11 protein-coding genes are annotated in these 14,874 nt (G+C 42.9%); 4 read left to right on the top strand and 7 right to left on the bottom strand.

Annotated elements, in window-relative coordinates; all coding sequences use genetic code 11:
- Positions 1 to 143: 143 nt before the first annotated feature.
- Entirely contained in the window at positions 144 to 821 is a 678-nt protein-coding gene (locus MAS10914_RS0122790) for a sugar transferase (RefSeq protein ID WP_017318264.1), read from the bottom strand.
- A 1,096-nt stretch (positions 822 to 1,917) separates the two neighbouring features.
- On the opposite strand from MAS10914_RS0122790, the gene MAS10914_RS0122795 reads away from it, so the two are divergent.
- Positions 1,918 to 2,217: a hypothetical protein gene (locus tag MAS10914_RS0122795; RefSeq protein WP_017318265.1), complete on the top strand. Its 300-nt coding sequence runs from the start codon at positions 1,918 to 1,920 to the stop codon at positions 2,215 to 2,217.
- An 89-nt stretch (positions 2,218 to 2,306) separates the two neighbouring features.
- Here MAS10914_RS0122795 and surE read toward each other — a convergent pair whose 3' ends face one another.
- Entirely contained in the window at positions 2,307 to 2,987 is a 681-nt protein-coding gene (surE, locus tag MAS10914_RS0122800; protein WP_017318266.1) for a 5'/3'-nucleotidase SurE, read from the bottom strand.
- Positions 2,988 to 3,353: 366 nt separating this feature from the next.
- On the opposite strand from surE, the gene MAS10914_RS0122805 reads away from it, so the two are divergent.
- Positions 3,354 to 4,538, top strand: a complete 1,185-nt coding sequence (locus MAS10914_RS0122805) for an acyltransferase family protein (RefSeq protein WP_017318267.1) — start codon at positions 3,354 to 3,356, stop codon at positions 4,536 to 4,538.
- Positions 4,539 to 4,762: 224 nt separating this feature from the next.
- Here the strand turns inward: MAS10914_RS0122805 and MAS10914_RS0122810 are convergent, their stop codons facing one another.
- Positions 4,763 to 7,135 (bottom strand): glycoside hydrolase family 31 protein, encoded by a 2,373-nt coding sequence (locus tag MAS10914_RS0122810; protein WP_017318268.1) that lies wholly within the window; start codon positions 7,133 to 7,135, stop codon positions 4,763 to 4,765.
- A 180-nt stretch (positions 7,136 to 7,315) separates the two neighbouring features.
- On the opposite strand from MAS10914_RS0122810, the gene MAS10914_RS0122815 reads away from it, so the two are divergent.
- Complete coding sequence (locus MAS10914_RS0122815; protein ID WP_017318269.1) at positions 7,316 to 9,202, top strand: ABC transporter ATP-binding protein; 1,887 nt, start codon at positions 7,316 to 7,318, stop codon at positions 9,200 to 9,202.
- A gap of 107 nt (positions 9,203 to 9,309) precedes the next feature.
- Here the strand turns inward: MAS10914_RS0122815 and MAS10914_RS0122820 are convergent, their stop codons facing one another.
- From MAS10914_RS0122820 to MAS10914_RS0122830, 3 genes are all read right to left on the bottom strand, one after another.
- The gene (locus MAS10914_RS0122820; protein WP_017318270.1) at positions 9,310 to 10,236 is read right to left on the bottom strand and encodes a hypothetical protein; all 927 of its coding nucleotides are present in this window, start codon (positions 10,234 to 10,236) and stop codon (positions 9,310 to 9,312) included.
- Positions 10,237 to 10,245: 9 nt separating this feature from the next.
- Positions 10,246 to 11,037, bottom strand: a complete 792-nt coding sequence (locus tag MAS10914_RS0122825; protein ID WP_017318271.1) for an RES family NAD+ phosphorylase — start codon at positions 11,035 to 11,037, stop codon at positions 10,246 to 10,248.
- Positions 11,038 to 11,243: 206 nt separating this feature from the next.
- Positions 11,244 to 11,900, bottom strand: a complete 657-nt coding sequence (locus tag MAS10914_RS0122830) for a hypothetical protein (protein WP_017318272.1) — start codon at positions 11,898 to 11,900, stop codon at positions 11,244 to 11,246.
- A 250-nt stretch (positions 11,901 to 12,150) separates the two neighbouring features.
- Between MAS10914_RS0122830 and MAS10914_RS30855 the strand changes: the two genes are divergently transcribed.
- Entirely contained in the window at positions 12,151 to 13,938 is a 1,788-nt protein-coding gene (locus tag MAS10914_RS30855) for an NACHT domain-containing protein (RefSeq protein WP_017318273.1), read from the top strand.
- Here MAS10914_RS30855 and MAS10914_RS0122840 read toward each other — a convergent pair.
- Positions 13,921 to 14,793 (bottom strand): NAD(P)-dependent oxidoreductase, encoded by an 873-nt coding sequence (locus MAS10914_RS0122840; protein ID WP_017318274.1) that lies wholly within the window; start codon positions 14,791 to 14,793, stop codon positions 13,921 to 13,923. The genes MAS10914_RS30855 and MAS10914_RS0122840 overlap by 18 nt on opposite strands.
- Positions 14,794 to 14,874 lie beyond the last annotated feature (81 nt).

Here is a 14,874-nt window from a genome sequence, read left to right on the forward strand (position 1 = left end):
CAAACCCTTGCTGTGTAGCCGCGACTACAGGTTGCGGCTATACAAACAAAGTCCGCACAGGCGGACTTTATGAAAAGAGCGTTATTGAACTGGATGTCGTATAATAACTGACAACTAATAACTCAACACTAATAATCTCTTCCTTAGAAAGCTCCAACTCGACCAACGATGATGAAGAATGTCTTCACTATCAATAACAGGTCATACATGGGATACCATTTTTTCTGATACTGCAAGTCCAAGTCAACAACTTGCTCAAAATCTTTTACATGAGAACGACCGTTAATTTGCCATTCACCTGTCAAACCTGGTTTGACATTTAAACGTTGCCAGTGACGCTGATTGTAGAGACGAACCTCATCTGCTGTTGGTGGACGTGTCCCCACTAAACTCATTTCGCCTACCAGAACGTTCCAAAACTGTGGTAGTTCATCTAAACTTGTACTTCTTAAGAAGCGCCCTACCCTTGTCACTCGGAAGTCACTTTTACTTTTAAAGATTAAGCCGTTAGCTTCGTTTTGCACTAAAGATTTTAACTTCTCGGCATCAGAAACCATAGAGCGGAATTTACGGATGCGGAAAGGGCGTCCGTTGAGTCCATAGCGTTCTTGAGTGAAGAAAATTGGACCAGGACTGTCGATTTTTATTGCGATCGCTATGGGCACAAACAAAATCGCTAAAATCAATAGTCCTACTAGGCTCCCCATAATGTCCAAAAATCGTTTAAATTTAGAATTTACTGATGGATGAGGAGTCAGTTGTAGTTCCCAATTGTCAGCAGTTACACCTTCAATAACGGTTGTGCAGGATATCTGATACATCGTTAAGCCAATTATTTAGCGAGAAACGTAATATTACCTAACATTAATTTGACTATAAACTTAGCTTTCCAGAAGGAAATCAAGCTCAACCGTAGTTTCACTGAATCTTCATCAAAACGACTGGGATCATGATTTTTTATAAATTTTAGTTAAAGCTAAATAAATGTATCTTATGTGGGATGAAAGAACACTATAAATATGACGATTCAAAACAATTGTGTTAGAATCTGCTACCAACTAAGTGCTTAAGAAGAACGCAGAACACAGAACACAGTAATCAGAATATCCCCACGGAGAGAATCCGCTTGATTTAATCAGGAAAGACTTTACTTGGTCTTCACGGATAAATCCGGGGGCGCTATACCAAGACTCAAGACCAAAACTCTTAATTCATGCTTGAAGAGCGCGTTTAATATTCTGACTAGTGAGTTGTGACTACTGAGTTCTTTCTTGGTCACCTGAAAAGTTAAACTCATAGCTGGCTTGTGTAAACCTGAGGCAAAATTCATCCTCCTAAAAAGTTGATTTTATTAAACCTCTTGCACTCATTCATCAATCAATAGAGAAGAACGCAGCTTGGGCTGAACGCAAGAAGGCAGTATTTCTCCTGATTTGTGAGTTCCTAGCTGTGGTTCTCCCCTCACAAAAAATCGATTGAGTGCAAGAAGTCTATTGATAAATGGTCGGATAATTTGTCTTGCAGGATGCAGGTAGTAGGTGTGAGTTATGACAAAAGCTAATTTACCACTAGTAGTTCATCGCATTAATTCTGATGGTTGTACAAGTTCGTAGTAAGGACTTTAGTCCTAGACTCCGAGAGCGCTCTTGTGCTCACAACGAATCCCTCAAAATTAATGACATAGACCACTAGTAGTTTGCCAATCCAAAAATGACGGGTAAGTGTAATTTGTAGTTGGCGCTTTAGCGCTAAAGCGCTCACTACAAACCCCGCAAACCGTATGTGTGTATGTGGCGGACTACTAGATTGTACATAGTTCCAGATGGCAGTCGCTGTTTGGCGCTGCTGCTTTATTCACTTGTTCAAAAATCACAGTAAATCTACTGTAATACGATCTTAAATCAAGGTGCTAAAAAAATGGTTGTAGCAGAAGTTGGAGTTAAAGTTAGTCGCTTGGAATCGATTGTTGAACAAATTGGGGAAGCAGTACTAGCTACCACTGAGACGATTGAACGTCTTGCTCAAAGAGTAGATACTCTTAGCACACAAGTTGAAGAACAAGGAAAGCAACTACAGCAGCAAGGATATCAGATCCTAGCACTGTGTGATGCTGTACAGATCCTTGCAGAAAACCAGGATGAATCTCTGCAAAAACTCACTCAACTTACACTAACTTTAGACCGATTGATGACGATGATTGAAGAACCATCTGATTGAGAAATTGTACAGTATAAACTGTGAAAAAAGCATGAAGTATAAAGTCTAAGTAATTTTTACCCTCTAGCCTTTATCCTTCATTTCCTTAATTAAACTCGCAGTTGGGTTACGGCAATTTTCCCTGAAAAACAGAGATCAACATCGCTATTAGGAGTACGATCGCGCTTGGCATACTCACCCTCATAATAAAAATCATTGCCTTCAATGCGGTAGTTAACAGGCAATGGTTTAGTACAGGGTTGGCAAAACACAACTTCTGGATCTGGTTCGCCTGGAAGCAGATGAGGCAAATTCACGTTCCAAAAAGTTCCTGCTTCCAAAGGACGATTGAGTAAGTCAGCTAAAACAGAACTTGTCCAGCGTGCGACCACATCCCAATCAACATTCAGCTTTCTTTTACGATAGTGGGAAATTGCAATTCCAGGAATACCGTGTATCGCTGCTTCCCTCACAGCAGCGACAGTACCGGAAATGTAAGCATCCACCCCCATGTTGCCCCCAGCATTAACTCCGGAAAGCACAAATTGGATATTTTCGCAAATATGTGTGAGAGCAATTCTGACGCAATCAGCGGGAGTGCCTGCGATCGCATACTCGTTCTCTGAGCGACGGTGGACGTGAATTGGTTGAGTCGTAGTGACTTGATGTCCACAGCCAGAGAGATGACTTTTGGGAGCAGTCACAATGACTTCTTTTCCATTTACAGCTTTCAGGAGCGCTTGAAGACCGGGAGCGTCTATTCCGTCGTCGTTAGTAAGAATTAAAGTCATAGATTGTCTTGTTAGAGCTAGTTAAAGATGTAAAGCAACAAGACCGATTTTCAAGCAAATTTGCTTTAGAAGCAATTGCCTAACTGATAAAGTTGTGCATTCTTTTTAAAAGAGAATTGGATGTATAAATTTTTACAGTAAAAAAACGTAAAAATTTTCATTAAATCAAGATTCAATTAAGACTTTAAAAAAAATTCATGATTCTTTTTTAGACCTTCATAATTACTGAGCAAAGATTTTCTTACTTTATTAATTGAATACATCATCTACTAACTAACTGCTTATTAGATGGTCAGTTTATTTTTCAGCAAAGATTAACAAGTTGATTGTTAAGCAAAGATTAAATTTAACGGCTAGAGTCATTCAATGCAAGTATTAAAATCTGGGAAATCTACTGAACAGAGACTGCGACTTGATTACTTAGACGGCTTACGTGGATTGGCAGCTCTGTATGTAGTATTTGTTCACATCAATCGATACATGGGAGAGGGACTGCCTGTATTTTTGCAATTAATAGGCAAAACTCTCAGATATGGAAATTTTGCTGTGGCAATTTTCATTGTGCTTTCCGGTTACGTTCTCATGCTACCGATAGCCCGTTCACACAGCGGTTATCTTTCAAGAGGTTTGTGGGATTATATTCAGAGGCGATCGCGGAGAATTTTGCCCCCTTACTATGCGGCTCTTTTTTTTAGTTTGCTCATAGCAGTCATCATCGTAGGACTGATTCACTTTTCCCATTTTCAATGGCATGAATCTCCGGACTTTGGGGAATTCCATCCTTTCTTTTCTCCTATTGATGTGATAACCCATGTGTTACTTATTCACAACCTGAGTCGCGAAACACTTGGTTCTATTAATGCACCACTGTGGAGTGTCGCCACTGAGTGGCAAATATACTTTTTATTCCCACTCTTACTGCTACCTATATGGCGGCGTTTCGGCTTATTTACTGTTGTCATCACTGCCTTTTTAATTGGTTTAGCTCCGATATATCTTTTGAATGGATTTTTGGAATCAGTCCATCCTTGGTTTCTCGGCTTATTTGCTTTAGGAATGACAGCAGCAGATATTGGATTTTCTCAAAAACCTAAGTTAACAACAATAAGAAATTCATTGCCTTGGGGTGTGCTGGCGATGATAGTCTTTGTTGTTGCTGTGATCACCGAATGGCAAAAACTAGGATTAGATAAGTGGATTGGTGATAGTTTTTGTGGTTTGGCGACAGCTTGTCTACTCATTTACTGCACAAAATTTGTGCTTGAAGGCAAAAAAGCACCTTTCATTCTGCGCCTCTTTGAGAGTCGTTGGGCAATTGCATTGGGAGGAATTTCTTACAGTTTGTATCTCACTCACGGAGTAGTAGTCACAGTTGTGGGGAATTTCCTTCTTAATCTTCAAATGTCACCAATTCTGTTTGCAGCTACATTTTATGTAGTTTCTGTACCACTGTCTTTACTTATTGCCTATTGGTTTTATTTAGTTTTTGAGCGACCATTTATGTCCAACTTATGGAAAAAGCGCGAGGTCAAAGATGCAGTCGGTAGTTAGTGGTTAATTGTTAGTAGAACTCTTGCACTCATTCAATTTTTTTGAAATTAAACCACAGATGTAGGCGTAAGCCGTGCCGTAGGCTACACAGATAAAAACCGATATTTATCTGTGTTCATCTGTGTCCATCTGTGGTTCAAAAATTCATAAATCGTATTTTTGCAAGAAGTCTAGTAGTTAGTAGAAAATTTAACTAACAACCAACAACTAACCACTCACATATTTCAAAACTTCAAAGTACGTGGTTTACCATCGTCTTGAAATTGCTGTTCGCCAACTCCAAGGAGTTCAACAATGACCTCACGCGGCGATGGTGTCCATGTTCCCTCTCGCGCTCCAATTTCCACAATTGTTTGTTCTCCATCAACTGAGACACGGTAATTTATGGTTGCAAAATTCCCCTTTTGGTACTCAAATGTATGTCCATCGTCTTCATAAAGTGTAAATTCACCAGTAGCAGGGAAAATACGTAGGCGTAGGTGCTCAACTGGATGTTCATCAACATACTGCATGACAGGTTGCATAGGTATAATCGCACCAGCACGGACATAAAGAGGCATTTTTTCCAGGGGAGCATGGGTGAGGATATGAACCGGACCAGAGTAACTCTCGCCAGTCCACCAGTCATACCAAGTCCCTTCGGGTAAGTACACGGCGCGATGCTCAATTCCAGGACGGTAGATTGGTGCAGCCATAAGGGAAGAACCGAGCAAAACTTGGTCGTAGAGTGTATAGGTTTTGGGGTCGTTGGGGAAATGGTAGAGTAATGGTCTTAAAATCGGCGCTCCTGTAGTTGCTGCTTCCCAGAAGAGGGTGTAAATGTATGGCAGCAATTGATAACGTAGATTGATATATTCTCTACAGATTTTCTCTGTACGCTCTCCAAAAACCCACGGCTCATGACGAGCTGTACTCATCGCCGAGTGACCACGCATCAAGGGGTAGAGCATTCCTACCTGCATCCACCGAGCGAATAATTCAGCTGTGGCGTTACCAGCAAATCCACCAATATCGCAACCGACAAATGCTACACCAGAAAGTCCCATGTTGCACAGCATTGGCAGAGACATTTCTAGATGTTCCCACAATGACTGATTATCGCCCATCCACACCGACGACCACCGCTGCACTCCTGCAAAACCAGAACGAGTTAGTACAAAAGAACGCTCATGAGAGCGCAGTCTTTGCAAACCCTCTGCACTAGCTCGCGCCATTGACAAACCATACAAGTTATGCACTTCTGCGTGAGTCGCCCTTGCATTTTGGGAAGATGGAGAAGATGAGGGAGTCATTTCTCCCCCATCTCCTTGGGGTGCATCCAGTGGAAACCAAATTTTATGACCATCATCCCCAAAAGGGCGATCGTCTATGGCTGGTTCATTCATATCATTCCAAATTCCTGCAACCCCGATATCTGTGAGGCTTTTGTGTGAGTCGCCCCACCACTGACGCACATCGGAACGCAGAAAATCAGGAAAAACAGATTTTTCTGGCCATACGTAGCCATGAAATAAGCGTCCATTGGCTTGACGCACAAAATAGTCGTTTTGTATACCTTGGTCAAAAACGTGATAGTTCGCTTCTGGTTCGTACTTCACACCAGGGTCAATAATTGTGACTGTCTTAAAGCCAACCTCTGTCAAGTCACTTATCAATTTTGCCGGGTCAGGGAAGCGCTTAGGACTCCAGGTAAACACGCGATAGCCCCGCATATAGTCAATATCAAGGTGGATGACATCGCAGGGAATACGGCGATCGCGGAATTCCCGCGCCAGTTCACGCACGACAGTTTCCGACTCATAACTCCAACGACATTGGTGGTAGCCCAGCGCCCATTTCGGTGGTAGCGGCATTCTACCAGTTAGCTGGGTGTAGGTGCGGAGGATTTCAGCAGGTTCGGAACCATAGATGATGTAGTAATCTAACTCACCGCCGCGAGTTTCCATTTTCCACAGACCTGGTTGTTCTGCACCAATGTCGAACTGACTCCAGAAAGTGGTGTTGAAGAAGATACCGTAAGCAACATCTGGACGCAAAGCCATAAAAAATGGAATGGCTTGGTACATTTCATCGGTGAGAGAACCGTAATCTAAGGCATCGGTCGTCCAGTTCGTTTTGACTTCGCTCAGTTTATCAAGAAAGCCCGTGCGTTCACCAAAGCCGTAGAAATGTTCGTCGGCTTCGATGCGCTTCCACGCAGCAACTGCACCCAAGCGCCAACCTATAGCCAAATCAGCATCTTGGGCGAAGGGACGACCAGCTTTGTCGAAGCAGGTCATACGGCAATTTTCCCGCTGTACGCACACACGTATTTGCTCTGTTTCGATTTCTACTGTTGCGTCTGTTTCCCGTACTTGGAAGGGTATGACTGTCCATTCTGTATCATCCAGCGTCACCGCCCAAGGACGGCGGGGCATAAATTCACCATTGGGTGACATCCGCACGCGGATTAAATTTGGTGCTAGCACGCTGATACTCAGGCGTGACTCTCCACACTCTAAGTTGATATTATGTTGGTTCCAATGTACAGCTTGTACTGTACCGATAGTTGTCCAAGGTTGGTCAGTTGTGGGCAATTTTCCGAAGTATTGTGGCATCCATCCTCCAAGACATACGGTATATCTGACAACAACTGCAACTGTAGTACACTCAACAATTCGGCATAAACCTACTGATGGATGAATTACCAGAAGTGAACTACCGCAAAAATATCAAAGTCACTGTTAAAATCCAAATACCAAATAATTTATAAGTTACGATTTAAACGCCCGACTTTTATGAAAGAAACTATCCTAGACGTTCGCAATCTTCAAGTTGAATTTTCTGGTGAGACCACAATTGTCAAAGCTGTAGATGGCATTTCCTTTGAGCTACATCGAGGAGAGACTCTAGGAATAGTGGGGGAGTCGGGGAGCGGAAAATCAGTAACATCCCTAGCGGTTATGGGTTTGCTCCAGAATCCTGGTAGAATTAGTGGCGGCGAAATTTGGTTTCGCGCCCAGGACAATAGCGCACCCATTAATTTAGTGGAATTGCCTAACGAGCAGATAGAAGTCCACAGAGGCGGCGACATCGCCATGATTTTTCAAGAACCGATGAGTTCACTCAATCCGGTTTATACAATTGGATTTCAGATTACTGAAGCCATTTTGCGACACCAGAATGTTTCACCATTGGAAGCACGACGAGTGGCGATCGCTCGCCTGCAAGAGGTCAAACTCCTCCCCAGCGATGAAGCGCTGACGCAACAGTATATTGAGAATTGGCAACCAAGCTCTTTTGGGTCATCAACCCCAGATGAGCAAAAGATAGCACAGTTGGTGAAGCAACACAAAAAAGCTATATTGGAGCGTTACCCGCATCAACTTTCTGGGGGACAGTTGCAGCGGGTGATGATAGCAATGGCTATTTCGTGCAACCCATTGCTACTGATTGCTGACGAACCAACAACAGCATTGGATGTGACGGTACAAGCAACCATTCTTGAGTTGCTGCGAGAATTGCAGCAGCGCCGCAATATGGCAATGATTTTTATCACCCACGACTTAGGACTCATTTCAGAAATTGCTGACCAAGTGGCGGTGATGTACAGAGGCAAAATTGTAGAATACAATTCGGCAGCGCAAATTTTCACAAATCCGCAGCATCCATACACGAAAGGTTTGGTAGCTTGTCGCCCCACACTCAACCGCCGTCCCCACAAATTACTGACAGTTTCCGACTATATGAATGTGGAGGAAACGCCAGCAGGAGATTTGGTGATTCAGGAGAAACAACCCGAACACCCTTTGGAAGTGACAACTGAAGAGATTGCTCAAAGATTGGCAACCTTAGAACAGCAGCAACCTCTGTTGCAAGTTTGTGACCTTAAGGTTGGTTTCCCCGTACGGGGAATATTTGGTGGCACAAAACGCTATTTTATGGCAGTCAATGGTGTTTCCTTTGATGTGAAAAAGGGAGAAACGCTGGGATTGGTGGGAGAATCTGGTTGTGGTAAAACTACTCTTGGTAGAACCTTGCTGCGATTAATCGAACCAATGAGCGGTCAAATCCTTTTTGAAGGACAAGACATTACCACCCTCAAAGGCAAACCGTTGCAGCAGTTGCGGCGAGAAATGCAAATTGTTTTCCAAAACCCATTTAGCTCCCTCGATCCGCGCCTCAAGGTTGGGGAAGCAATTATGGAACCTTTGGTGATTCACTCGATTGGTAAGACAAAGCAACAACGGCGAGAACGGGTTGCTTACCTTCTAGAACGGGTGGGGTTGAGTGCAGATGGGATAAATCGCTATCCTCATCAGTTTTCTGGTGGTCAACGTCAGCGGATTTGTATTGCCCGTTCGTTGGCATTAAATCCTAAGTTTATTATCTGCGATGAATCGGTTTCGGCGCTGGATGTGTCAGTGCAGGCACAGGTGCTGAATCTGTTAAAAGAGTTGCAAGATGAGTTCGGTTTGACCTATATTTTCATTTCCCACGATCTCAGCGTCGTGAAATTTATGAGCGATCGCATCTTGGTGATGAATCGTGGTCAAATTGTCGAACAAGGCACAGCAGAGAGTATCTACCGTGAACCCAAAGAGGAATACACGCAGAAGCTTATTGCCTCAATTCCTACTGGAAGTCCCGAACGGGTGCGACAGCGGCAAGTACGTGCATCCTGAGGCGCGAAACCCACCCTTTGATATATAGCGGTTTGCAATTGGGTGAGGTATAGCAAGAAATAATGAACCACAGATGGACACCGATGGACACAGATGAATTAGTACTTTTAACTTTCTGATATTTGTAGGGCGGATAATATGCGATCGCTCAATATCCAACGATTAGAATCAGGTTTAACCCAATGCTTCTGGTCTGGATTAAAATTACGCTGTTCAATAAGTGCTGCTTGTAAGTCTTTCTTCTGGTTAGTATCGAGCTTAGACGCCATCTTTTGAGCAGAACGCAATGCAATCGTTTGCTCAAACGCCGTTTCTGAATGATTAATTAAATGTAGAACCAAATCAAAATAAATCGGATCTCCAGACCACTCAACAACAGAAAGTCCGAGCAACCGTTTCCCTTGGTCGCTCGATTGCAGAAGGTCTTTCACTTCTTGTACGCTATATTTGACTTCTGGAGCTAAAGCACGCATCCGTCCAGCGACTGATTCCATCTCAAATGTTCGCTGCACCCCAGAAGGCATTGTCATTCTTAGTTCCTTGTAGCGTTCGGCTAAACGCTCCATTTCTTGCCGTGCTTGTGATACAGGAATCCTTGACGCGTAGACTTTCTGCCATTGTTGGCGAATTTGACGCATTTCTTGCTGTTGTTGCGGTGGAGCAGCATCTTCCGCTAGCTTAGTCTGCTCAATGAGAAATCCCAATGAATCACTGGTTAATGACTCTAGCATAGTCTTCATGCCTGAGCTACCAATTTCTCCCGCTGGCGTCTTCAGCGCTCCTCCACTTAAAGCAAATATTTTAAGTATAGATGGTAACCAAATCAGTGACAAGAAAACCGCTGTTGTATTCGTGACTCTAAATTTAAATGATGATTCTTTGCCCCAGCTAATTTCACAAGTACTAATAAGGATAAGAATAATACTAATAATTAACCATTTTTTCGGAACTTGGAAGATGCGTTGCAGTAGCCAATCTACTGCTTCCCTTGAAATTACGCTTTTAAGCGCCTCAGTGTCTGATTTGCTATCCATATTCTTACTTTATCTATCGGCATTCGCGTAGCTAGGAGTCACCATTTGAGAATTCATAATATACCCATGTTCTTGCCAGTCAGGAAAAGCCAATCTTAGATTATTATTCTTTGTGGCTTGGAGAATATAACGACGTAACTTTGGATCGCTCAGCATCCATACATCTTCTATCTGACAAGTGAGGAAATTTTTAGCACGCTCATAAAATGCGATCGCATCTTCATTATTATGAGCATTTCCATAAATAATCCCCTGGATTTCAGGGTAAATTGCTTGTTGCTCATAAAAGTAGCGCGACCAAGCTTGACTAATACCACGTTGCTCCGTTTTTGCTAGGGTTGCATCATTAGCACCTGCCTGCATTGCACCAGAACCCCGTACATCCAGTAACTTTAGGTTACTCTTAAGAGTGAGGATTGCAAGGTTATGGTCAGTCACTTGTGCATAGTCATTATGTTTATCACCAAAGCATTCATCACCAAAAACTTCAACTAGACAGCTAGAAAGTGAAAGCGCAACGTAGCATATCCGACGTTCTGTATCATCACACGGTTCGCATTTGTGTATGTCATAGTTAGGTGTGGGCGGGTTGCCCCGGTGATGGTCAAAGCGAAAAAGTGGACCCCAAGAACGAAAGGTAAGGGCAGTTGGATTGTATTCGGGACGAAAAATTCTGAAAAGTTTTGTTTTCTTGTCTAAGACATAAAATTGTGGTTCCGTAAACCGAGGAGGCGGAAGCAAGATTTTTACCACCTTTATCACTCCTAAATCTGGATTGACTGACAAAATTTTGACACTCAATGTTTCAATACTCTTGAGCCGTCATAAGACCGAAACTTCAAAGCCCAGTCTAATCCAGAGATTCAAAAGCCGCTCAGGTAATTCCGGAAACCTATTGAGGTCATTCCGGATCTTTTATTTTTCTTAGTGTATTTACGGTTATCTTCTAGGTGTAATTTCGGATATTGTTATCAGTCGTTGAGTTCCCAAAGTGAACCCCCTACCAGCTATATAACTCCTACAGCCCTTGCTTGAGCAATTACGTCATCTTTTTGACCATGCTTCAGCGCTTGTACAGGGGTTAGACCATTTAAAGCTGGGTTGCGTCGGTTTAACCAACTGATTTGCGATAAAGCAGGAACCTTGAGAGCTTTTAAGACATCTGGTAGTCCATCAATAACGCCGTCTGAACCGTGAGGATCGAATTGCCAGCGTGGAAACTTCCAAACACCATTATCTTCAACTGCAACTAAGCTGTTATTTTTCCGTCGATCATGTGGTGTCTGACGACTTTTTGCACCCAGCAGTTTAGCTACTTCAGATGCTGAGAATGAATCTTTGAGTAACTCTTGTCTCCACTCAAAATAATTTTTCAGAGCAGCAAGTTCTAATTCTCTTTGCTCATCTTCACTGATTGGATCGACACCAAGTTTTGCCGCCAAGTCAGTGTTATTGTGAGATGACTTTGGCTTGTCATGGGTCATTTCAAGCTGATCTGCTAAACATTTAATCTCATCTTGCGGTAAACAACTGAGAGCCTTCACAACCTTTGCAATGAGTTGTAGCCGCTGTGGTGTTACAGCTTTTGTTGAACGAGAATATATTGTCGTTGTGACAGGTTTGGTTGAATCTTGGTCTGTGTATGAGAGAGTTATTGCAGTCATAATCCCCTCCTTTGGGGATGGACAAGAACATGTATAAGCTGATTAAGGCTGTTGGACAACTGATAATTTGTCACTGTATTCGCTTCCTGTGTGTAAGAGATGTCCAGAACCTACATCTCTAGAATCACATTTGGCTGAGTGATTTCCGGTAAGTGTTATGATTGATTTATGTATGAGATATGCATGACTTGTGCATTAAGGATAAAAAAATAGCAGATTAAACTATAAAAGTTATTTCTTCTAGGGTATAATGGCAAGACGCTCACTTCAAGCATCTGATCAGGGAATTAAAAAAGCGCAAGCTGCCCTCATTCGTAATTCACTTACACAACAAGCGTTAGCAGAAGAACTAAGTATTAGCCGTCAGCCAGTGAGCAAATTTTTCCAAGGGAAAGCTGTTGACCGCTACATTTTTGTCACAATCTGCGAAAAGTTAGGACTGGAATGGGCTGAGATTGCTAGTTTATGCTCAATTCCAAATGTAGATGATGCAGCAAGTACTTATCAGATAGAGAGTCTGGTGCAGACGGTACGAGAAAAAGTTCATGAGAGTGTTCAGAGGCGTTGTGGCATAATACGCTTGCTTGATAGAGAGCAGCCGATGAGGTTGGACAGCATATACACAGATGTGAATATTTTAGAAAGAGTCACTGGACGCAAACGGCTTTCCATTCCAGAATTGTACGAGGCTTGTGACGAGGAGAACTTTGAGCCTTTTAGCTTGAGCAACATTTCCCAAGAACAAGTCCTAGGACTCGAAGCGGTAGAATGCTACGACAAGCTGATGATTTGGGGAAAACCAGGTTCGGGCAAAACGACATTTTTGAAATGGGTAGCAACGCAATGCAACTCAGGTCAGTTTCTGTGTAATACTGTCCCTATTTTTATCACCTTGAAGGACTTTGCCCAGACTAGCGGACAACCAAGCTTGTTGGACTACATGACAGCACAATTTGAGGAATGTGGAGTTGTTGAACCCCAAGCAGTTCAAACACTGCTGAGTCAGGGGCGAACGATACTTTTACTCGATGGATTGGATGAAGTCAGGCAAGCCGACCTTGATCGAGTGTTGCAGGAAATTCGCGCTGTTGCAACGCGGTTTTTTGCCAATTCTATAGTGATAACCTGTCGGATTGCAGCACAGGAATATACTTTTGAACAGTTCACCGAAGTGGAAGTTGCCGATTTTGATGACGAACAAATTGCTAGCTTTGCCGCCAAATGGTTTCAAGGTCAAGATGCGGTAAAAGCACAACGCTTTGTGCAAAAGCTGCAAGAACATCAACCACTCAAAGAACTAGCGACCAATCCCTTACTGCTAACCCTTTTGTGCCTGGTGTTTGAGGAAAGAGTTGACTTTCCAGCTAATCGTTGTGAGCTTTATCAAGAAGGGCTGGATTTATTACTGAAAAAATGGGATAATAAGCGCGGCATTGAGCGAAATCAGGTTTACAAACAATCCCGGCAGCATAAAGAAGACTTGTTAAGTCAAATTGCTTGGACTACCTTTGAACGTAGCGAGTATTTCTTCAAGCAAAAAGCTATTGAGGCAAGGATTTCCCATCATATCCATACATTACCTGAGGGTAGCACCTTTTTAGAAACACTTCAAGTTGACAGCGAAGATATTTTGAAGTCGATTGAAGTTCAGCATGGTTTACTTGTTGAGCGGGCAAGGGGTATTTACTCCTTTTCCCATATCATCTTTCAGAAATACTTGGCTGCCAAAAAAATTGTTTCTAGTCCACCTCATCATGCTGAAGAAGCTTTGCAAAACCTTGTCCGCCATATGAGTGAGAAGCGCTGGCGAGAAGTCTTTTTACTAGCAGTGGAAATGTTGCCAAACGCAGACAAGCTGTTGCAATTGATGAAACGCCAACTCGACAGTCTTTTGGCAAGCGAGGAAAAGCAGTATGAGGACGCTAAAAAGTTGCTTATCGATTGCCTCAACAGTGATTGTTACATCACTCATCAAGTGCGACAGTCAATTGAGGATACTTTGCTATTGCCCAACAAAGGCTCAAGCACCGTCAGTTGATGAATTAATGGCAGAAAATATTGATGAGTAATCCGCATCAGAAAATGACATTTTCATTGCCATCTCTATAATGTCCCGCACACCCTCAATGCTGCTGAGATTTAAACTCGTCGATTTTGCCTCTGAGATAAACAAATCTACGTCTTTCATCAAGTGTTTTGTCGGAAAGTTGGGATTAGCATAATTGCTCTCCAGCATCCGTTGCAACTTTTTGTCGAAAGTCGGTGCGTAAAGAGCACTCTGGCGCAGAATGTACATGAATAGATCTACGCTAACACCTTGACGTTGGGCAAAACCAACACTCAGGGCAAAAGCTGTTGTCATGGAAGCAATGAGTTGATTTAACGCCAGTTTCAGCGCCGCCGCAGTTCCTACGGGACCTACAAGTAGAGGCTCTGGACTAAAATGTTTGAATAACTCTAGGTGGCGTTGATATTGTTCTTGGTGTGCGCCTACCATCACAATCAGTTTGCCATCTTTGACTTCTGGAATGCTACCCAAAACCGGTGCTTCTAGATACTCTCCACCAGCAGCAACCACTGCATCTGAGATTTCTTTACTTTCTGTGGGAGTAATTGTCCCCATTTGAATGATGCTGCGTCCGGCGACAGATTGCCAAGCTCTATCCGAAAGCAAAACATTGTATATTGCTGCGGCATTACTCAGCATCATGATGGTACAATCAGCAGCACTAATTGCTTGGTAGGAGTGTGTTACGACTTCAGCACCAGCTGCTTTGAGTGGTTCTAATTTTTCTGGGGTGCGGTTATAGGCAATCACCTCTACATTTGCCTCTAACAACCTTTGAGCCATTGGTAGTCCCATTAATCCAGTCCCCAGAAATGCTACCTTCATTTTTCACCTTCCCTTGGTAAGCGCTTGCTTTTCAATCTTTTGATTTTAATTCTTTGAAGAGTAGGTATTGGAGAGTAGGGA

It is taken from the genome of Mastigocladopsis repens PCC 10914 (assembly GCF_000315565.1).
Lineage (GTDB): Bacteria > Cyanobacteriota > Cyanobacteriia > Cyanobacteriales > Nostocaceae > Mastigocladopsis > Mastigocladopsis repens.

What these genes read in the sequence shown, in the direction of transcription:
- MAS10914_RS0122790 (WP_017318264.1), bottom strand. Translation starts at nt 821, where the DNA reads ATGTATCAGATATCCTGCACAACCGTTATTGAAGGTGTAACTGCTGAC.
- MAS10914_RS0122830 (WP_017318272.1), bottom strand. Translation starts at nt 11,900, where the DNA reads ATGACTGCAATAACTCTCTCATACACAGACCAAGATTCAACCAAACCT.
- MAS10914_RS30855 (WP_017318273.1), top strand. Translation starts at nt 12,151, where the DNA reads ATGGCAAGACGCTCACTTCAAGCATCTGATCAGGGAATTAAAAAAGCG.
- MAS10914_RS0122795 (WP_017318265.1), top strand. Translation starts at nt 1,918, where the DNA reads ATGGTTGTAGCAGAAGTTGGAGTTAAAGTTAGTCGCTTGGAATCGATT.
- surE (WP_017318266.1), bottom strand. Translation starts at nt 2,987, where the DNA reads ATGACTTTAATTCTTACTAACGACGACGGAATAGACGCTCCCGGTCTT.
- MAS10914_RS0122840 (WP_017318274.1), bottom strand. Translation starts at nt 14,793, where the DNA reads ATGAAGGTAGCATTTCTGGGGACTGGATTAATGGGACTACCAATGGCT.
- MAS10914_RS0122810 (WP_017318268.1), bottom strand. Translation starts at nt 7,135, where the DNA reads ATGCCACAATACTTCGGAAAATTGCCCACAACTGACCAACCTTGGACA.
- MAS10914_RS0122805 (WP_017318267.1), top strand. Translation starts at nt 3,354, where the DNA reads ATGCAAGTATTAAAATCTGGGAAATCTACTGAACAGAGACTGCGACTT.
- MAS10914_RS0122820 (WP_017318270.1), bottom strand. Translation starts at nt 10,236, where the DNA reads ATGGATAGCAAATCAGACACTGAGGCGCTTAAAAGCGTAATTTCAAGG.
- MAS10914_RS0122815 (WP_017318269.1), top strand. Translation starts at nt 7,316, where the DNA reads ATGAAAGAAACTATCCTAGACGTTCGCAATCTTCAAGTTGAATTTTCT.